The organism is Candidatus Pelagibacter sp. PS_28 (assembly GCF_059417885.1).
Genome location: NZ_CM182070.1, coordinates 738,810 through 758,602 on the forward strand (window position 1 = coordinate 738,810; position 19,793 = coordinate 758,602).

General features: G+C 28.5%; 17 protein-coding genes. 6 read left to right on the forward strand and 11 right to left on the reverse strand.

Annotation, left to right across the window (positions count from 1 at the left end):
* Positions 1-132 precede the first annotated feature (132 nt).
* Complete coding sequence (locus AC5SMR_RS04040; protein ID WP_494576185.1) at positions 133-1,284, forward strand: M24 family metallopeptidase; 1,152 nt, start codon at positions 133-135, stop codon at positions 1,282-1,284.
* On the opposite strand, the gene AC5SMR_RS04045 is transcribed toward AC5SMR_RS04040, so the two are convergent.
* Positions 1,281-2,573: an NAD(P)H-dependent oxidoreductase gene (locus AC5SMR_RS04045; protein WP_494576187.1), complete on the reverse strand. Its 1,293-nt coding sequence runs from the start codon at positions 2,571-2,573 to the stop codon at positions 1,281-1,283. The genes AC5SMR_RS04040 and AC5SMR_RS04045 overlap by 4 nt on opposite strands.
* 14 nt (positions 2,574-2,587) lie before the next feature.
* Positions 2,588-3,202, reverse strand: a complete 615-nt coding sequence (locus AC5SMR_RS04050) for an arylesterase (RefSeq protein WP_494576189.1) — start codon at positions 3,200-3,202, stop codon at positions 2,588-2,590.
* Between AC5SMR_RS04050 and AC5SMR_RS04055 the strand changes: the two genes are divergently transcribed.
* Positions 3,201-3,866, forward strand: a complete 666-nt coding sequence (locus AC5SMR_RS04055) for an ABC transporter ATP-binding protein (RefSeq protein WP_494576191.1) — start codon at positions 3,201-3,203, stop codon at positions 3,864-3,866. The genes AC5SMR_RS04050 and AC5SMR_RS04055 overlap by 2 nt on opposite strands.
* Complete coding sequence (locus AC5SMR_RS04060) at positions 3,802-6,387, forward strand: ABC transporter permease (RefSeq protein ID WP_494576193.1); 2,586 nt, start codon at positions 3,802-3,804, stop codon at positions 6,385-6,387. Before AC5SMR_RS04055 ends, AC5SMR_RS04060 begins: the two co-directional genes overlap by 65 nt.
* Here the strand turns inward: AC5SMR_RS04060 and AC5SMR_RS04065 are convergent, their stop codons facing one another.
* From AC5SMR_RS04065 to xsc, 6 genes are all read right to left on the reverse strand, one after another.
* Positions 6,388-7,692: an NAD(P)/FAD-dependent oxidoreductase gene (locus AC5SMR_RS04065; protein WP_494576195.1), complete on the reverse strand. Its 1,305-nt coding sequence runs from the start codon at positions 7,690-7,692 to the stop codon at positions 6,388-6,390.
* The gene (locus AC5SMR_RS04070) at positions 7,689-8,336 is read right to left on the reverse strand and encodes a VTC domain-containing protein (protein ID WP_494576197.1); all 648 of its coding nucleotides are present in this window, start codon (positions 8,334-8,336) and stop codon (positions 7,689-7,691) included. Before AC5SMR_RS04070 ends, AC5SMR_RS04065 begins: the two co-directional genes overlap by 4 nt.
* Positions 8,333-9,007, reverse strand: coding sequence for a hypothetical protein (locus AC5SMR_RS04075; RefSeq protein ID WP_494576199.1), 675 nt, complete (start codon positions 9,005-9,007; stop codon positions 8,333-8,335). The genes AC5SMR_RS04070 and AC5SMR_RS04075 overlap by 4 nt, the downstream gene beginning before the upstream one ends.
* Positions 9,008-9,260: 253 nt before the next feature.
* Positions 9,261-10,946 (reverse strand): CotH family protein, encoded by a 1,686-nt coding sequence (locus AC5SMR_RS04080; protein ID WP_494576201.1) that lies wholly within the window; start codon positions 10,944-10,946, stop codon positions 9,261-9,263.
* Positions 10,943-11,635 (reverse strand): DUF4956 domain-containing protein, encoded by a 693-nt coding sequence (locus AC5SMR_RS04085; RefSeq protein WP_494576203.1) that lies wholly within the window; start codon positions 11,633-11,635, stop codon positions 10,943-10,945. The genes AC5SMR_RS04080 and AC5SMR_RS04085 overlap by 4 nt, the downstream gene beginning before the upstream one ends.
* 79 nt (positions 11,636-11,714) lie before the next feature.
* On the reverse strand, positions 11,715-13,496 hold the full coding sequence (xsc, locus tag AC5SMR_RS04090; protein WP_494576205.1) for a sulfoacetaldehyde acetyltransferase: 1,782 nt from the start codon (positions 13,494-13,496) through the stop codon (positions 11,715-11,717).
* A gap of 111 nt (positions 13,497-13,607) precedes the next feature.
* Between xsc and AC5SMR_RS04095 the strand changes: the two genes are divergently transcribed.
* Genes AC5SMR_RS04095 through AC5SMR_RS04105 form a run of 3 tightly spaced genes read left to right on the forward strand, consistent with a single transcriptional unit; the run spans position 13,608 to position 16,155 of the window.
* On the forward strand, positions 13,608-13,892 hold the full coding sequence (locus AC5SMR_RS04095) for a UxaA family hydrolase (protein WP_006997074.1): 285 nt from the start codon (positions 13,608-13,610) through the stop codon (positions 13,890-13,892).
* Positions 13,893-13,897: 5 nt separating this feature from the next.
* Complete coding sequence (locus tag AC5SMR_RS04100) at positions 13,898-15,064, forward strand: UxaA family hydrolase (RefSeq protein ID WP_006997075.1); 1,167 nt, start codon at positions 13,898-13,900, stop codon at positions 15,062-15,064.
* A gap of 17 nt (positions 15,065-15,081) precedes the next feature.
* Positions 15,082-16,155: a YeiH family protein gene (locus AC5SMR_RS04105; protein ID WP_494576207.1), complete on the forward strand. Its 1,074-nt coding sequence runs from the start codon at positions 15,082-15,084 to the stop codon at positions 16,153-16,155.
* Here AC5SMR_RS04105 and AC5SMR_RS04110 read toward each other — a convergent pair.
* The 3 genes from AC5SMR_RS04110 to tviB form a co-directional block, all read right to left on the reverse strand.
* Positions 16,152-17,234 (reverse strand): sulfite exporter TauE/SafE family protein, encoded by a 1,083-nt coding sequence (locus AC5SMR_RS04110; RefSeq protein WP_494576209.1) that lies wholly within the window; start codon positions 17,232-17,234, stop codon positions 16,152-16,154. The genes AC5SMR_RS04105 and AC5SMR_RS04110 overlap by 4 nt on opposite strands.
* A gap of 148 nt (positions 17,235-17,382) precedes the next feature.
* On the reverse strand, positions 17,383-18,399 hold the full coding sequence (locus AC5SMR_RS04115; RefSeq protein WP_494576211.1) for a GDP-mannose 4,6-dehydratase: 1,017 nt from the start codon (positions 18,397-18,399) through the stop codon (positions 17,383-17,385).
* Between the two features lie 3 nt (positions 18,400-18,402).
* A complete protein-coding gene (gene tviB, locus AC5SMR_RS04120; RefSeq protein WP_494576213.1) occupies positions 18,403-19,671 on the reverse strand; it encodes a Vi polysaccharide biosynthesis UDP-N-acetylglucosamine C-6 dehydrogenase TviB in 1,269 nt (422 codons plus the stop codon).
* Between the last annotated feature and the right edge of the window lie 122 nt (positions 19,672-19,793).

Consider the following 19,793-nt stretch of genomic DNA (forward strand, 5'->3'; position numbering starts at 1 on the left):
AGCGTATCACTTACAATTAAAGTATTGTTTAAAAACCATAATAATTAACAATAATTTGGGTTTGTTTTACTATGAACAAATAAAAACTAAACTTACTTGTGCTAAATATTTTTAAAAGTTATAGTTTTTATTATGGCACTTCATTTTAGCAAACAAGAATTTGAAAAAAGAAAACTTGCTACATTAAAATCAATGAAAAAGAATAATCTTGATGCTCTTTTAATGTTTCGCCAAGAATCTATGTTTTGGCTTACAGGTTATGATACCTTTGGCTATGTTTTCTTTCAAACATTAATACTGGACAATAAAGGAAATATCATTCTTTTAACAAGGGCTCCAGATTTAAGACAGGCACAAAACACATCGAACATTGAAGACATAAGAGTTTGGGTAGATAAAGACCAGTCTAATCCTACAGATGATCTTAAAATAATTTTAAACGAATTAAATTTAAAAGATAAAAAAATTGGAATTGAATATGAAGCTTACGGTATGACAGGTCGTAATGCTTTAAGACTTAATAAATCGCTAGAAGGTTATTGTGAGGTAGAAGATCAATCAGAATTAATCACCAAACATAGGGTTGTTAAATCAACTGAAGAAATTGTTTATGTAAAAAAAGCTGCAGAACTTGCGGATCAATCGCTTGATGAGGTTTGGAAATATGCAAAAGCTGGTGCTAGTGAAGCAAAAATTTTAGCTGAAATGCAAAGAGTTGTTTTAGAAGGTGGCGGTGATTATCCAGCAAATGAATATATTATAGGCTCTGGACACAATGCATTATTATGCAGATATCAATCTGAGAAAAGAATTTTATCAAATACTGATCAGTTAACTATTGAATGGGCTGGAACCTACAAACATTATCACTCTGCAATGTTTAGAACTATTCCTATTGGTAAAGCTGATCCAAAGCATATTAAGATGCATAAGGCTTGTCTTGAGGCTTTGACTAATTGTGCAAAAACTCTAATACCAGGAAAAACTGCGGGAGATGTATTTGATATACATGCCAAAACTTTTGATGATCTTGGGTATAATAAATCAAGAATGAATGCTTGTGGCTATTCATTAGGGACCACCTTCTCACCCAATTGGATGGACTGGCCAATGTTATACACAGGTAATCCTTATGTAATAACTCCTGGTAATGTCTTCTTTATGCATATGATCTTAATGGATTCAGATAGTAAACTTGCTATGAATTTAGGTGAGACCTATTTAGTGACCGAGAACGGTAATGAGAGATTAGGTAAGCAAAAGTTGGATTTGGTTGTTCTTTAAATTAAATCATATTGATACTGTCTAGCTTTAACAACATCTTCTGGAAGACTTAACTCCACATCATCTAATCTTATAGATTGATCTTTATTAATATCTTTCTTAACAATTGCTCCATCAGTTAAACCAAGAGGTAAAATTTTTTCATCTTTTGATTTTTTAGAAGTAATTAATTTCCCTCGAGCACAAAAACCACCCTCACCGTCTAATCGATCTCCAATTTTCAAATCTTTTTTAGCATAAGCTGCAACATCTGCATTATAATTTATAGTTTGTCCTGTTGCTTTTTGATCAAGTGCAATTGCATATATCGATTGAGCAAGTTCTAAACCAATATAATGATATGGCCTCCATATAGCTGAATAACTGCCAGACAAATCGGTCACCATTCCATAATCTTTAAAGCAATTTTTGACATATTGATTTTGAGCTTTAATTACTATGTAAACACCCCATCTAAGATCATTTGGAATATCTTTTTGATTTAAATCAATGCTAGATATCACCTCTACTTGACCTTCATAATCAATTAATCCTCCTTCCACTTTTGGAATTAATTTTTTAGCAATGTCATAAACCCCAACAGGTGGAAAAGTTAATCCATTACTTGGACATTTTAAATTTGATGCATTACTGACTGCACACATTTCAATTGCAGATTTATCTCCACATAAAAAACTATTAAACATTTTAGGATTCATACCAGATTCAATTTCAGCACGTTCTTTACTTAAACCGTAGTGACCCCAAACCGTGTCTGGTGTTGAATATTCAAAATCTGGGTGGTACTTCGTTCCTTTTCCTGCACAAACCACAGAAAAACCGTTTAACTTAGCCCATTCAATCTGTTCCATAATTAATGAAGGTTGATCACCATATGCCATTGAACAAATAACATTGTTTTCTTTTGCAAGATCAGCAAGATATTTCCCACAAGTAACATCAGCCTCAACATTTACCAATATGATGTGTTTTTTATTTTTAATAATTTTTACAGCATGAACTGTTCCTATAATTGGATTTCCAGTAGCTTCTATAAAAACTTCAACATCTCTATCAATTGCCTCATCTAAAGTAGTTACAAAATTTATTTTATTAACTGTCTCTGTAGTTAAACCACTCTTAAGACAGTTTTTTTTGGCGTTATCAATATTAATATCAACGATAGTATCAATAGTAATTTTTTGTAATTGATTGTATTGAGCAAGAAACATGCTTACAAATTTTCCACATCCAATGAAGGCAACTTTTATTGGTTTTTCTCTAGATTTTAGTTTCGTATTTAAAAACATTTGATCACGATATACTATTTTTTTATATAATTGATGATACTTTTTGTAAGTGTATCACTTATAATTATAGTTCCTTTTTCATTTGGGTGCATACCGTCTTCTTGATTAAGTTCAGGTTTTAAAGCAACTCCCTCTAATAAAAAAGGAATTAAATTTAACTCATATTTTTGAGCTAAACTTGGATAAATATTATCAAATTTTTTTTTATAACTAATTCCATGAGTTGTTGGTGCAATCATTCCTGCTAAAATTATTTCTATATTTTTTAATTTTGCTGTTTGAATAATTTTTTCTAAATTTTTTTCAGTCTCGATTGGGCTTATTCCTCTTAACATGTCATTAGCACCCAATCCTAAGATCATTAAGTCAATATTAGGTTGAGATAAAGACCATTCAACTCGATTTAATCCTCCAGCAGATGTGCTTCCAGATACACTTCCATCAATAATTCCAAGATCATAACCACTATCATTAAGATTATTTTGAAGGACAATGGCTAAATGTTTTTCCTGTGGAAGACCATAGCCTGCCATTAAGCTATCACCAAATAAGATAACGTTTTCTAGAGCATTGACGTTTATGCTCACTAGACAGACGGCAATAATTTTAATAATAAATCTTTTAATCATGGATAGTCTTCTTAAGCTAAAAAACGTTAATCTTAAATACCAAACTGGTAATGATACTATTAAGGTTTTAAAGAATGTTAATTTAGAAACTAAAAAAAATGAGTCTATTTCAATAGTGGGTGAAAGTGGATCTGGAAAAACTAGCTTAATCATGCTTGCAGGTGGACTAGAGAAAACAACCTCTGGTAAGATATTTTTTGAAGATCAAGAAATATCTAAAATGAGTGAAGATGAAGTTTCTAAAATTAGAAGGAAAAATATTGGTATTGTTTTTCAATCTTTCTATCTTATTCCAAATTATACAGCTGTTGAAAATGTTGCTCTAACCTTAGAGTTAAATAATTTAAAAAACCCTACTGAACGAGCCAAAGAGTTGTTAGATCGATTTGGACTAAAAAATAGATTTAATAATTTACCTAGTCAACTTTCAGGTGGTGAACAGCAACGTGTAGCAATTGCTAGAGCTATAGCCATGAAACCTAAACTAATTTTGGCAGATGAACCTACGGGAAATTTAGATAGTGAAAATTCACAAATGATTGCAGATATTTTATTCAAATATATTAAAGAAGAAAAATCATCTTTAATTATGGTCACCCATGACCCAAAACTTGCAAATAAAGCAAAAAGAAAAATTAAAATCAAAGATGGAAAAATTGTCTAAGCTTTCAGAGTACAAGTTAACTTTGATATATGCCTTAAGAGACTTGAGTAGAAATTATAAAAAAATTTCTAGTATTATTCTAACACTTTTTATCAGCCTATTTATTTTAAGTTCAATTTTCACCATTGAAGATAGTTTAAATAAAGAATTAAATAATAATTCAAGAGCACTTTTAGGTGGAGATATTGAAATTGACTATAATCGTAATGTTGGCAACTTAGAATTAATTAACCAAGTTAAAGAATTTGCTACTGTTTCACAAATGGTTGAGTTTAGCACCATGATCTCAACTACCAATCAATCTAAAAATAAATCAATATTTTCTAGAATTAAAACCGTAGATCAAAATTACCCATTATTTGGCAAGGTAGGTTATGAACCAAGTGGTGCATTTGAAAAATTACAAACTATAGAGAATACAATCCTTGTTAATGAAAATATTTTCAAAAATCTCAATTTAAAAATTAATGATAAAATCAAAGTTCAAGATCAGTTGTTTACTGTAATTGGTATCGTAAAATCAGTACCTGATATTGGGGGTGCTTTTGTATTTGGTGATTTTGCTTTAGCTGGCAAACAAACATTAGAATTATTAAAACTTAATAATCTAGGGAGCTTTTTAAATTATGAGTATAAAGTAAAATTTAATGAGGGAGATAATCCAAAAGCTTTATCTAAAAAAATTGAACAGTTATTCAAAGATGAAAAAAAGGTTAGACTTAGATATCACGAAAAATCTGACGGCCCTTTAAAGAGAATAATTGATAATTTCTCTCAGTTTTTGTCTCTTGTATCAATTAGTGCAATGCTAATTGCAGGAATTGGAATTGCTAACACGTTACTTTCATTTATAAATCAGAACAATATGTCTATAGCAGTTAAGAAGTCTTTAGGCTTTTTCTCAAAAGATATTAAAATAGTCTACTATCTACAATTACTCATTCTATTATTCTTAATATCCACTGCCGCCTACTCTTTTAGTTTCTTTCTAGTTCCTATTGTTGATGTTTATCTGTCAGCTGGTCTTGGATTAAATATTGAAGGTAGTTTTTCTATTCTTAATTATTTCAAAGTTTTTTTAGTAGGGTTATTAGTATTAATCATATTTTCTATACCAACCATTAATGCAATTGATCAAGTTAAGGCATCAAACTTATTTAGAAATGTATTTCAAAACCTTCAATTTTATTATTCAAAAAAATCAATTCTTTTAAGTCTGCTATTATTATCAATTTTAATTTCTTTATTTACCATCGGTTCTGCTCGACCTGTTTATAGTTTGGGTTATTTTGGAGCTTTCTTTGTTTGTTTATTAGTCTTCTACTTATTATCAAACTTAATCATTAAATTGTTTAAAGGACTTAAAGAGCATCCAAATATTTCAATTAAAGTATCAGTTAAAAATATTACTCAAACTAAAAGTATTACCCCTATAACTATTATGTCTTTAGGTTTAGGGGTCACTTTACTATTAACTTTAGCTTTTGTGGGTTCAAATTTTAAAAGAGAAATTGCTAAATCTATACCAGAACTTGCGCCTGATTATTTTTTCATTGGTATTCAAAGTGATGAAAGACAAATATTTGAAGATTTAATTTTTGACATGGATAAAGAAGCCAACCTTGAAATTGTTCCCATGGTTTCAACAGGTATTGTAAAAATAAATGGAATAGATCCAAATACTTATATCGATTCAAGTAATGATAGCCACTGGGTGATTAGAAATGACAGAAGGTCTTCTTGGGCTGATAAAGTTTTAAAAGATAACCCAATTATTGAGGGTAAGTGGTGGGATTTAAGTAAACCTGATAAACTTCAAATTTCACTTGATAGTAAAATTGCTAAAGATTTTGATATTAAAATTGGTGATATTTTTACTCTTAATATTTATGGACGTGAAATTGAAGGTGAAATAGTAAATTTCAGGTTAGTAGACTACAGAGATTTTACTATTAATTTTGCAATGTTATTAAATCCTCAATTTGCAAAAAATATACCTCACGAATATTTGGCTACCTCAAAGTTTAAAAGCTTAGAAAATTTTAATGAAACTGCTTTACTAGATAAAATGCCTAGTCTTTCTATTATAAAAATTACTGATTACTTGGAGAAAGTAACAGATATTTTAAACAAAGTGTTTATTGCTGTAACCGTTATCTCTGCAATAACTATAGTCATTGGTTTAATTGTTATATCAAGTGCAATTATAGTTCAGGGTAAAATTAAAGAATTTCAAAATTTAATATTTAAAATTTTAGGTTTTTCCAAAGTTGAGGTTATACTTTCTTCAATTATTGAGTTTTTTATTATATTCACATCCATAATTCTAATAGCTCTCTTTTTTGCAGTCATAGGTTCGCAATTTATCATTGAAAATATTTTTCAAATCACTTGGAAGTTTGATTTGGCAATTTTTTTACAGGTAACTATTGGAATTGGACTAGCTACTTTAATCTTAATTATGATTACTAATTTTAAGTATTTGAGCCCTAAGGTTTATCCACTTATAAGAAATCAATAACTATACATCAGATCGAGATCTAAACCTCTCAAACATCAATCTTGTTTTAACCCCAAAATTTAAAAAAGGCTGAGGTGGAAGCCAAGTAGGTTTAGTTCGAGATTCTATTATATTAATTTCATCACTATTTTCATTACTTGCTTTAATTGCTATCTGTTCACCAAATAAAGTTCCAACTCCAATACCAGAACCATTATAGCAACCTGCCACAAAAACATTATCTTCTACTTTTTCAAAAATTTGTGAACTATTTCTAGTTCTAGATACAACGCCAGACCAACTAGATTCAATAATATCATCTGCTAAACTTGGAAACCTTTTTTTGATACCAAGTTTTTGATTTAAAGATCTTTTATCCAGCTCTGGTTTAGACATTTTAAAAGGACTATGAACTTCTGCAGTATTTCTAATTAAAATTCTTTTATCTTTTGTCATTCTAATAGTTGCTCCCATTGGTCTAACAGGCAGCACACCCCACTCTCTAGGCTCACCAATTGACTTATACTCTGTATCAGTTAATGGTCTTGTCATGCTTGCAGTTAAGGTTAAGGGGAAATTATAGTTATTTTTAATACCAAGTGATTTTAAAAATCCATTTGTGCAAAAAATAATATTTTTAGTAATTATTTTATGATTATTAAATTTAGAAATAATTGTATCTTTATTTTTTGACCATTCATCTAATTGAGCTTTTTCCAATAGTTCAACATTATCTGGCAACGTGTCAATCATAGCTCTGACTAATTTTCCAGGATGTAATAAAATTCCTCCCTTAGTGTAAAGTGCTAAGTTATAAAAATTCGTACCTAATCTTTTATCTAAATCAACTTTATCAAAAATATTATGTTCAAAATTTAATTTTAATAAAGTTTTGCTAAAATTTTCTAGTATCTTTCTATCTTTTTCATTTGATGAGGCGAAATATTTCCCACATTCATTCCACTCACAATCTACCTGATGCTCTTTAATAAACTTTTTCACAACATCAATTCCTAATTTATAAATGTCTGTTTTCTTTTTATAATTAGAAAGTTCTTTATTTGAGGTGAAACCATCATTAAGGGTCGTATCAACTAAATATCCTGAGTTCCTTCCACTTGCACCCTCACCTGCTAATTGGGCATCAACAATAATAATTTTTTGATTTGGGTGTAGTTCTGACAATTTTCTAGCAGCAGACAAGCCTGTATAACCAGCTCCAATAATCAACCATTCGCTATTTAAATTAGTTGAAAGAGTCTTAATATTGGTTCTTAGACTTAAATCATTTACCCAACTACAATAATTATCATTAATTATCCTCATTTATTAAAAAAAAAAGAATTAATAAACTTTGAGTTTTTACTTATTCTTAAGCTGTTATATTTTGAAAAATTTTTTCTTACATAGTCATCATGAATTTTATTATACTTTAATTCTAATATTAAATTAAAATCTTTTTTTTGAAATAGATCTATTTTTAAATTATTAATTGACAGATAATAAATCTTTTCATCAATTGTAGCTCTAATCTTTTTATTTTTTGAGATAAAGTAATGCCTATAATAATGTGTTGATGTTTTTGGTGAATAATTAATAAGTAAGGGACTTATAGATTTTACTTGATCATTAATGTCTGGTAATATTTTGCTATCAGGGTATTTGCTACTAAAAAATATTTTTTTAATTGTCTTTGTGGTTAAAAACATGTTCTTATTTTTAATTTCTAATCTTGGATTCAAAATTTTTTTTTCACCATACCACCTCAATCTCACTTTTTGTTTTTTTTGATCTCCATTAAGATTTTGGTAAACAGAATTGTTAAACATGTCGTCATAATAGATTGAATTAACCCATCTACTATTATGATGTTTTGAAAACTCAAAATTAGAAACTTTTAAAGCAGATATTAACTGTGAAATATAAGTATTTTGGACAACCCATTTTCTCTCAAATCTTGTCTCAATCATTTATATATTATTTCTAAAATATTTTTATTTTTGTTATTTTGAAATAGTTTTTTACCATCCAACATTATGGTTGCTTTATTTGATAAAATATATTTTTTTTGATAATTAATAAAATTAGAATCTTTTATATTCATAAAACTATTTTCATAAAAATTTTTTTTTAGATAACCAGCCAAAGGTATTTCTACATTTCTAAAATTTGAATTTTTTAAAATTAAATTTGAACCATCTTTATTTGCAATTCCGATAAAAGAATTATTAACATCTAATTTTTCTAATTCTAAATTTGAGTTTTCGCCTGCGCTTATAACTTTGTCTCTTACATTATTTGCTATTATATTTTTAACAAATACTTTAGAGCCTGAAAAATCCAATGCATCATTTAAAATATTTTGAAATTCTGTATTTTCAATTTTACCGTTTGAAAAATCAAAATCTATTGCATCAGAACTTATATTTGAGAACTTACTATCTACAATTGAAAAATCAGAATTTATTATATTTAAAGAGTCTTCAGCAGAAATATTAAAACAATACAAATTATTTATTTCAATATTTGTCTCATAAAAATTTAATGCTCCATATATTTTATGATTAGCTAAATTATTCAAATTATTTGTTATTTTATTAATTTCAGGACCACTTAAATATTCTATGTTAACATAACTCATATAGTTTTTATTTTTTGAGCTAATGAATATTCCACCTCCAAAGTTGTCTTTGAAACCAGAAATTAATATAGGTTTCTCTTTTTTGCCGTTAAAATTCCAATTTGATTTCGAGAAGATAACAGCTTTGTTAATTAATCTAATTATTTGATCTGGATTAACTATAACTTTAAATCCAGCTGGGATGTAAAGATTTTTATCTACAATAGTTTCTTTATCTTTAAAATAAAGTTTTTTTTGTTTTATAACAAAATACTCATTTAAACTTATCTCTAGTTGATTTTTTTTTTATAAATAAATTTTGATCTATTTTTTTTTCATACTCTTTATTAGTAAAGCGATCTATTAAAATGATTTTCGAACAAACATTATTTATTAAATTTAATTTTTTTTTATTTATATGACTTTTATCAAATTTTACTAAAAATTCTTTACTTTTAATATTAAATTCTATGATTTCATGTTCATTTAAACTGCAAAATATTTTTTTAACAAATAGAGAATTGTTATTATAATTATTGTTTATAATTTTAATTCTATCAAAATAATCTTCAATTACTAGATTGCTTAAATTAATACTATTTTTCTCTTTAAGTGTTTTAGATCTTAGAATAATTTGATCATAATCAAAGTAATAGATACCTAAGCCTTTTTTTCTTTCCGTGTTATAATCAAATTGAAAATCATCAAGATAAATTTTTGAATTTATTTTATCTATAAAACTCTTATTTTTTTTCCAAAAATTATTAATAAATTTTTCATCTGTAATTTTGTTTAAACTATCTTTGTATGAAAGATAAAATATTTTATTTAACTCACCATCTTTTTTAAAAAAAAATAGTTTTAACCAGTCTGAAAAGAATTTTTCACCATCAGAACTAAAAAATTTTTTTTGGGCCAATTCGAAACTTGAGCTATCATTAAAATACTTTCCTATTCTTGGAGAGTAATCGTACGCTGGCATTTTGTGTCCATCAAATGGAATTGGTTCAAATAATCCTGATATTGGATTGTAATAAAATTTTACACTTTTTGGCAATAGTCCGTGGTGTGTGTACAATAAATCACACAATACAAAATAGTCACTCCATTTTTTTATATCCATTATTTCAATTAAATCTAAATTTTTATTCTGAAATGCAGTTAATTTTTCTTTAGCAATTAAAAATAAATCTTTATTATCTGGTCTTGTCCAATATTTGAGTTGATAAGGATCAAATTTTGCAGAAAAGAAATTAGAAACTTTAAATTCTTCGTTTAAACCAAAAATTGGACCTGCTCTTCTATTATTTTTTTCAATTAAAGTGTTACTGAAACCTTCTTCTATGACAAATAGTCCTTTATCCTCACCATTTATTTTAAAATTTACAAATTTATATTCTAAACTAACTAAATTAAGTTCTTTAGCCATTTTGTGAAAAATCCATTCATGAATATAGTTCCTTATTCGGGGCTTTTGAATTGAAAAACTTGTTAATTCTTTATAAGCAAAATCTTTTTTAAGATTTAATCTATATGATGATTTTTCTTTATCATTATAATGAACTTGTCTATCACCTTTTAATCTAATGTTCGTTCTTATTTTCTCTCCATTGAAATAAATATACCCTTCAGCGGAAACAAATCTTTGACTATAGTTATCAAGTATTTGCTTTCTGTTATTTTCAATTAAAATTATATTTCTCTGATTTATTTCTAGATTAAAATCTTCTATTTTAGTAAATGAATTTTTTGCTACTAAAACAAGAATATTAGGTAAATATTTATAGTTTGACATTCCATTAAGATGTATTTTTTTAAAAAATTCATCTTTATAGTTCGTCCAAAAACTTAGATTAAAAAAAGCTAAAGTGATTAAAAAAATTATGATTAAACTAATAAAAAAATATACTCTATAAAATTTGTCAATAAATTTTTTACTTTTAATCTTTTTTATTTTCATAAAGAAATATTGTGTTCTCGACCAACAACAATATTTGCATTTGGATATATTTTTATAATTTTATCATTAATAAGATTAAGTTTATCAAAATCTTTTAATACAATATTAAAATTCATAATTATTAATTTTTTTGATTTATTTAAAGAAACAAGATCTATTGATATTGCATGCTTTTTTATTTGATTAATAAGATTATTAATCTTTAAATTTGTCATTTCATTATTAATTGTAATTGAAATTTGGGTGCTCTCTAAATTGGTAAGGTTTTTTTTAATTTTAATCTTAGAAAAGAATATAATTATAAAGAAGGCAATTATTAACCCTACTAATGTTACTTTTAATTGACCTGCTCCGTTCCCTAAACCAATCGTAATAGTTAAAAATAAATAAACCAATTCTTCTGGTTCTTTAATTGCAGCCCTAAATCTTACGATAGACAACGCTCCTACAAGTCCTAATGATAATGCTAAAGAAGATTTTACGATTGTTATAACAATACAAGTGGTAATACCTAAAATTACAAAATTCTTTGAAAATTCGTCTTTATTAGATAAGGACGATGAAAATTTTATATATAATTGTCTTAAAACAAAGCAAAGAATTACGGTAGCTAATAAATTTACAGTAAAATTATTGAGATTTATATTTATGTTTTCATTAAGAAAAAAATCTAAATTATTTTTGTCCATTAGCAGAAGATACTATATTATTTAAAAGAAGATGCTATGTTAGTTTTTTATTATACATTTTTATTTTAATTGCTTATATCTAAATCAATGATGGTTGCTTGATCATGTCTTCTTTTTTGATCCCTGCAACTTTAACTGGTCTTTTCATAGCATCTCTTCTGAAAGGCTCTCCCAGTTCTTGGTTAAGAATTACTTCAATAAATGTTGTAATCCCTTTCTTTTGATCCTCACATGATTGTTTGATAGCAGCAGTAGTCTCTTCCATGGTTCGAACAGTGACACCTTTTAATCCACAAGCATCAGCAACTTTTGCATAACTTAATTCTGGATCAAGCTCTGTTCCAACGAAGTTATCATCAAACCATAAAGTAGTATTTCTTTTTTCAGCACCCCATTGGTAATTTCTAAAGATTACCATTGAAATTGCTGGCCATTCTGGTCTAGCACATGAACTCATCTCATTCATGCTAATACCAAATGCACCGTCACCTGCAAAACCAATTACTGGTGTATCAGGACATCCGATTTTTGCTCCAAGAATTGCTGGAAAACCGTAACCACAAGGACCAAATAATCCTGGTGCTAAATATTTTCTACCTTTTTCAAACGTTGGATAAGCATTTCCAATTGCACAGTTATTACCAATATCACTAGAGATAATTACATCTTCAGGCATACCTGCTTGAATTGCTCTCCATGCTTCTCTAGGTGACATTCTATCTGCATCTCTTTTTCTAGCTTCTGCATTCCAAACTGTACCTTCATCATCATCTTCGTGATCTAAACTTGATAACTCTTGTAACCAAGCAGATTTAGTTTGGTGGATTATATTTTTTCTCTCTTCTCTATTTGTGTCTCCTGCTGTTGGAGAAAGTTGAGCTAAAATTTGTTGTGATACTAATTTTGCATCCCCACAAATACCAACTGTAACTTTTTTTGTTAAACCAATTCTATCTGAATTCATATCAACTTGAATGATACTTGCATCTTTAGGCCAGTAATCCATTCCATAACCTGGTAAAGTTGAGAAAGGATTTAATCTTGTACCAAGTGCAAGAACAACATCAGCTTTCTTAATTAATTCCATTCCAGCTTTTGATCCGTTATACCCTAAAGGTCCAGCTGCTAATGGGTGACTTCCTGGAAAACTATCATTATGTTGATACCCTGAACAAACTGGAGCATCTAATTTCTCAGCTAATTTTTTACAATCTTCGATTGCCCCACCAATTACAACACCTGCACCAGATAGTATTACTGGAAACTTAGCATTTGATAATAAGTCTGCTGCTTTTTTAATTGCATCAACTCCACCTGCTTGTCTTTCAAGTCTAACAATTGGAGGAAGATCGATATCAATTACTTGTGTCCAATAATCTCTAGGTACATTTATTTGTGCAGGAGCTGATCCTCTGATTGCTTTTTCAATTACTCTATTTAATACTTCTGCCATTCTTGAAGGGTCTCTAACTTCCTCTTGATAGCAAACCATATCTTTAAATAAATTCATTTGTTCCACTTCTTGGAAACCACCTTGACCCATAGTTTTATTAGCAGCTTGCGGTGTAACTAATAATAATGGTGTGTGGTTCCAGTATGCAGTTTTAATTGGTGTTACAAGACCGGTAATTCCAGGACCATTTTGAGCAATAACCATTGACATTTTACCAGTAGATCTTGTGTAACCATCAGCAATTAATCCACCGTTTGTTTCATGAGCAACATCCCAAAAAGTAATTCCAGCATCAGGAAAGATATCTGAAATAGGCATAAAAGCTGAACCGATAATTCCGAATGCGTGTTCAATTCCATGCATTTGTAAAACTTTTACAAAAGCTTCTTCTGTTGTCATTTTAGTCATAATAATTAGGCCTTCCTGCTTAAGTTGTTAAAAAATCTATAAATAATTTGTTAATTTTAAAGATTAATATATAAGATTAAAAAAATTTCAAACAAACAAATCGACACAATTATGGCTACAGATATTATTATACACGACGAGAAAGACAACGTAGGAGTGGTTGTTATTGATAAAATTACTCCAAAACAAGATTGCGCATGTTGGATTATGGAGAATGATAAAACAGTTCAAATTCAATCAGTAGATGAAATTCAATTAGGACATAAAATTGCAATGGTTGACCTTAATGAAGGTGATACTATTTTGAAATATGGTCATGATATTGGAAAAGTAGTTAAATCAATCAAAAAAGGTGAGCATGTTCATGTTCACAATGTAAAAACGAAGAAGTGGTAAAAAATATGGAAATTCCAAAAAGTTTTTTAGGTTATAAAAGAGAAAATGGCAGAGTTGGTACTAGAAATCACGTAATCATCTTACCTGTAGATGATATCTCTAATGCTTGTGCTGAAGCTGTAGCAAATAATATTAAAGGTACGATTGCCCTTCCACACTCTTATGGAAGACTTCAATTTGGTGCTGATTTAGATCTACACTTTAGAACAATGATTGGGACTGGAAAAAACCCTAACGTTGCTGCTGTAATTGTTATTGGAATTGAACCTAAATGGACAAAAAGAATTGTTGATGAAATTGCTAAAACTGGAAAACCAGTTGAAGGATTTCATATTGAAAGAACTGGTGATATTGGAACAATCATGAAAGCTTCTAAAAAAGCTCAAGAGTTTGCAATGTGGGCTTCTGAAAAACAAAGAGAAGAGTGTCCTTTAAGTGATTTATGGATTTCGGTTAAATGTGGTGAATCTGATACAACATCAGGTCTTGCTGCTAACCCAACAGTTGGAAACTTAATGGATAAATTAGAGCCATTAGGAGTTCATTTATGTTTTGGTGAAACCTCAGAGTTAACTGGTGCTGAAAAAGTTTGTGCTACACGTGGTGCCACTCCAGAAGCTTCAGAAAAATTCATGAAAACTTGGAGCGATTACAACGACTTTATTTTAAAAGAAGCAACAGATGATCTTTCTGAAAGTCAACCAACTGCGGGAAATATTGCGGGTGGATTAACTACAATTGAAGAAAAAGCATTTGGAAATTTCCAAAAAATTGGAAATTGTAAGTTTATTGATGTTTTAGAACCAGCTGAAGAGCCTACTAAAGGAAAAGGATTATACTTTATGGATACTTCATCTGCTGCAGCAGAGTGTATTACACTTCAAGCAGCTGCTGGATTTAACATTCACTTATTCCCAACAGGTCAAGGTAATATCGTAGGTAATCCAATTGAACCTGTTGTTAAGTTAACTGCCAACCCATTAACTGTAAAAGGTATGGGTGAACATATTGATTGTGATGTATCGAAAATTCTATCTCGTGAAATGAATTTATCACAAGCTGGTGATGAATTAATCAAATCAATGATTAGAGTTGCTAACGGTAGATTAACTTGTGCTGAAGCTTTAGGTCATAAAGAGTTTGTTATGACTAAGCTTTATAGAAGTGCTTAAAATTTATCTATAAAGTAATGTTATTTAAAAAATATCTGGTCATTTTGCCAGGTATTGTTTTAGCTTTTATTCTCTACAGTTTATCTCAAGGATTTAATAATATTATTGGTATTGAATTATTAGGTTACGATAAAAGCCCAATATCGACAGCCATGATTGCTATTTTAATCGGAATTCTTTTTGGAAATATATTCAAAATGAGAGACAGCATTGTAAAAGGTTTGGACTTTACTCAATCATATATTCTTAAGCTTGGAATAATTTGCTTAGGAATTCAATTAAAACCTTTTGAGTTTTTAGAATTTGGAGCAGTAGCAATACCTTTAATCATAATTTGTATTGTAACAGTATTAATAGTTATAAAACTGTTAATTAAAAAACTTAAAATCCCAACAAGAATGGCTTACTTAATATCTATTGGTAGCACAGTATGTGGGACAACAGCAATTATGGCAACTGCTCCAGTAATTGGTGCAAAAAAAAATGAAGTATCATATGCAATTGCTAATATTACTTTGTTTGGAATTTTATCGATGCTTATATATCCTTATTTTGCTAATTATTACTTTGATACTGAACCAATGTTTGTTGGTTTATTTTTAGGTACATCAATTCATGAAACATCACAAGTTGCTGCGGCTGGACTTATTTACGATCAACAGTTTAACAGCCCAGAAACATTAAATATTGCAACAGTAACAAAATTAATAAGAAATACTTTTTTGGTAATAATGATTCCATTGTTTGCATTTCTTTATAATCGAAACAATGTTGTTAAAAAAAAATACTCAATATTAGCTATTTTTCCATATTTTGTAATAGGTTTTGTTGCTATGATAATTTTAAGAAATGTTGGGGATCAATTTTTTTTAAACTCATATAATAATTTATGGCTAGAGACAGTTGATATTATTAAATCATCTTCAAAAGTATTTTTAACAATGGCAATGGCTGCTATTGGTTTATCAACAAATCTGAGAGATCTTAAAACTATGGGTTACAAACCTTTTTTGGTCGGATTTATAGGGATGGCGACAGTAGGTTTGGTAAGTATTTTAAGTATAGAATTCTATATTAACTTTTTAAACTAAGACTTCTTCAGTAACATCTTTTTTTTGAAATTAGAAAAAATACGTCTAATAAGAGCAGCACCTACGCCCAAAAGAATTGCAAACATAATTGAAAATAATCCATAAAAAAATGGCATGTCTTCTGAAAATTCTAAAATAAATAGTGAGAAAAAATTTAAATCTGCATTTAAAACTTGTATTATTTCTTTTTCGGTTTGTTCTGCAAAAAAAGTTTCATAGGCAATAGCTATTCCAACTATCAATAATAAAATTGCCAGTAATGCTTTTAAACCAGAACTATCAATTTTTTCACCAAGTTTCTGTCCCACTTGAACCCCTACAATTGATCCAACAACTAACATAAATACCAACATTAAATCTATAGAGCCAAAATTAATTGAATGCAAAAAAGTAACTATGACACTGACAAAAATTGTAACAAACAAAGAAGTTCCTGGAACTAATTTTGTTGGCATTTTAATTATATAAATCATTGCGGGCACTAATATAAAAGCACCACCTATCCCCATTATAGCGGCAATAAATCCTACAACTAAACCAATAATAATTGGAGTAAATATACTTTCGTATAATTTTGATTTTGGAAACCTCATTCTTAATGGAAGACCATGTATCCAATAATGGACGTGTAATTTTTTTTTAACTATAATTTTTCTTTTTGCTCTGTCTATTTCTTTAAGACTTTCAACCAACATTAATGTACCAATAATTGCAAGTATATACATGTAGGCTAAAGAAATAACCGTATCAATTTTTCCAATACCTTTAAAATATGTAAAAGTATAAATACCTAAAGCAGTTCCAATTGTTCCACCAATAACAATCATAAAACCCATTTTATAATCTAAAGTATTTTTTAAATAATGAGTTGTTGATCCTGAAACTGATGTCGCAAGAATATTGTTAGCTTCATTTGCAACTGCATATGCAGGGGGTACACCTAAAAAAATTAAGAATGGCGTCATTAAAAAACCTCCACCAACACCAAATAAACCAGAAAGTACTCCAACGATTGCACTCAATAAAAGTATTTCAATTGGGTTAACAAATACTTGAGCTATTGGTAAAAATACATCCATAATAATATTATACTAACTATGCTTCCATTATAATATTGTCAATAAGTAGATTAAATTATAAAGAGCAGATAGTAGATTAATTAATCTTAAATTAATAAATAAATTATAATACTTGTAAATTTAACAATTAAAAAAATTTAAAGATATATTACTTTTTAATTTGGCTCTTGTAGTACGATAAATACCATTTTAGAAAATTTTTAATACCAAGCCTAAAGTTTGTCTTGGGATTGTATCCTGTGAGTTTTTTTAACAAAGTAGTATCGGATAAAGTCATTTTTACATCTCCTTTTTGCATTGGCATATAATTTCTTATTGCTTTTTTCCCAAGTTCTTTCTCTAATGCATCAATAAAATCTAAAAGATAAACCTTACGAGTATTACCAATATTTAGAACTCTAAATGGAGCAACAGAGGATAAGCTATCATTTTTGAATTTGTTAAATTGTTTTGAATTTGGTGCTTTATTTATTAATGCTTTAATGCCATCAATAATGTCATCAATATACGTAAAATCACGATACATTTTTCCTTTGTTATAAATATCAATTTTTTTATTATCAATAATTCCTTTAGTAAATTTAAATAAAGCCATGTCCGGTCTACCCCAGGGTCCATAAACAGTAAAAAATCTTAACATCGTAATTGGCACCTTCCATACATTTGAGTATGAGTGAGCAATGCTTTCTGTTGATTTTTTTGTAGCTGCATAAATACTTAATTGTGTTTCTGTTTTATCTATTTCTTTAAAAGGTAATTTTTTATTTGCCCCATAAACAGAGGAGCTAGATGCAATTAATAGATGCTTTACATTAACTTTTTTTGCAAGTTCAATAATATTATAAGTTCCTGTAATATTAGAGTCTAAATAAACTCTTGGTTTTTTAATGCTATATCTGACACCAGCTTGAGCTGCTAAGTGTATTATTATTTTTGGTTTAAATTTTAAAATTGTATTGCTAAGAACTTTTTGATTTTCTAGATTATTTTTTGTAAATGAAAATTTATTATATTTTTTTAAAATTTCATATCTAGCCTTTTTTAATTTGATATCATAATAATTATTCATCGAGTCAAATCCATAAACACTATGTCCACTATCTAAAAGTCTTTTTGATAAGTGAAATCCAATAAAACCTGACGATCCAGTTATAAATATTTTCATAACCTATAACCTACCATCTGACTCATTGTTTTTAAGTAAGTACTTGATATCATATAAAATATTATTATCTTTTCCATAACTTCTAATCTGACTTTCTGTTAATAATTTAAATTCATCATGAGCAACTGCAAGAACAATTGCATCATATTTACCTTTTATTGGTTTATTAATAGGTTCAATTTTACAATCTTCAGCAACCTGATTTTTATTAACCCATGGATCATATACATCTACATTGCAACTTAAGCTTTTTAACTCTTTGACCAAATCAACAACACGAGTGTTACGGAAGTCAGGACAGTTTTCTTTAAAGGTAAAACCCATAATAAGTATATTTGCTCCTGCTATCTGAATACGTTTTTTTGTCATAAGTTTTGATACTTCATTAGCAACATAAGAGCCCATATTATCATTTAATCTACGCCCGGCTAAGATCATCTCTGGATAATAACCAACTTCGTTAGCCTTGTGAGTTAAATAATATGGATCAACACCAATACAATGTCCTCCTACTAACCCTGGACGAAAGGGTAAAAAATTCCACTTAGTGCCAGCGGCTTCCAATACTGCCTCAGTATCAATATCCAGTCTTTTAAAAATAAGAGCTAGCTCATTAATAAGTGCAATATTTAAATCTCTTTGTGTGTTTTCAATAACTTTAGCAGCTTCTGCAACTTTAATACTTTTAGCTTTATGTGTGCCTGCAACAATTATCTCTTTATATAATTCATCAACTTCTAAAGCAATTTCAGGTGTTGACCCTGCTGTTACTTTTTTAATGTCAATTAATGTATGTTTTTTATCTCCTGGATTGATACGTTCTGGTGAATATCCACAATAAAAATCTTTATTAAATATTAAGCCTGATTTTTTTTCAAGAATTGGTACACATATCTCTTCAGTAGCACCTGGGTAAACTGTTGATTCATAAATAACAATATCACCCCTTTTAAGCACAGAGCCAACAGTTTCACTAGATTTTTCTAATGCAGTTAAATCTGGCCTCTTATGATTGTCAATTGGAGTGGGAACTGTAACGATAAAAATATTGCAGTCTTCAAGATCTTTTGGATTAGATGTGAAGTTTAAATAAGTAGCCTCTATGAATTTTTTTTTTGATATTTCTAAAGTTGGGTCAATGTTTTTTTTAAGTAAGTCAATTCTATTCTTGTTGATGTCAAAACCTATTACTTCACGTTTTTTTCCAAATTCAGCTGCGAGAGGTAATCCAACATATCCTAAGCCTATAATAGCTATCTTTTTAATTGTCATTTTTATAATAAAATTTTAAAAAATATATTTATTTCAAAATTCAACCATAAGTTTTACTGTTAAAATGTCAATATTTTTAAATATAAGTGCTTAGAAATAACTGTATAAAAATTATTTCATCA

Coding starts and splice junctions, on each gene's coding strand:
- tviB (WP_494576213.1), bottom strand. CDS start 19,671: ATGACAATTAAAAAGATAGCTATTATAGGCTTAGGATATGTTGGATTA.
- AC5SMR_RS04095 (WP_006997074.1), top strand. CDS start 13,608: ATGGCTACAGATATTATTATACACGACGAGAAAGACAACGTAGGAGTG.
- AC5SMR_RS04100 (WP_006997075.1), top strand. CDS start 13,898: ATGGAAATTCCAAAAAGTTTTTTAGGTTATAAAAGAGAAAATGGCAGA.
- AC5SMR_RS04075 (WP_494576199.1), bottom strand. CDS start 9,007: ATGAGTTATGTTAACATAGAATATTTAAGTGGTCCTGAAATTAATAAA.
- AC5SMR_RS04085 (WP_494576203.1), bottom strand. CDS start 11,635: ATGGACAAAAATAATTTAGATTTTTTTCTTAATGAAAACATAAATATA.
- AC5SMR_RS04060 (WP_494576193.1), top strand. CDS start 3,802: ATGACCCAAAACTTGCAAATAAAGCAAAAAGAAAAATTAAAATCAAAG.
- AC5SMR_RS04055 (WP_494576191.1), top strand. CDS start 3,201: ATGGATAGTCTTCTTAAGCTAAAAAACGTTAATCTTAAATACCAAACT.
- AC5SMR_RS04115 (WP_494576211.1), bottom strand. CDS start 18,399: ATGAAAATATTTATAACTGGATCGTCAGGTTTTATTGGATTTCACTTA.
- AC5SMR_RS04110 (WP_494576209.1), bottom strand. CDS start 17,234: ATGGATGTATTTTTACCAATAGCTCAAGTATTTGTTAACCCAATTGAA.
- AC5SMR_RS04080 (WP_494576201.1), bottom strand. CDS start 10,946: ATGAAAATAAAAAAGATTAAAAGTAAAAAATTTATTGACAAATTTTAT.
- AC5SMR_RS04045 (WP_494576187.1), bottom strand. CDS start 2,573: ATGTTTTTAAATACGAAACTAAAATCTAGAGAAAAACCAATAAAAGTT.
- AC5SMR_RS04050 (WP_494576189.1), bottom strand. CDS start 3,202: ATGATTAAAAGATTTATTATTAAAATTATTGCCGTCTGTCTAGTGAGC.
- AC5SMR_RS04065 (WP_494576195.1), bottom strand. CDS start 7,692: ATGAGGATAATTAATGATAATTATTGTAGTTGGGTAAATGATTTAAGT.
- AC5SMR_RS04040 (WP_494576185.1), top strand. CDS start 133: ATGGCACTTCATTTTAGCAAACAAGAATTTGAAAAAAGAAAACTTGCT.
- xsc (WP_494576205.1), bottom strand. CDS start 13,496: ATGACTAAAATGACAACAGAAGAAGCTTTTGTAAAAGTTTTACAAATG.
- AC5SMR_RS04070 (WP_494576197.1), bottom strand. CDS start 8,336: ATGATTGAGACAAGATTTGAGAGAAAATGGGTTGTCCAAAATACTTAT.
- AC5SMR_RS04105 (WP_494576207.1), top strand. CDS start 15,082: ATGTTATTTAAAAAATATCTGGTCATTTTGCCAGGTATTGTTTTAGCT.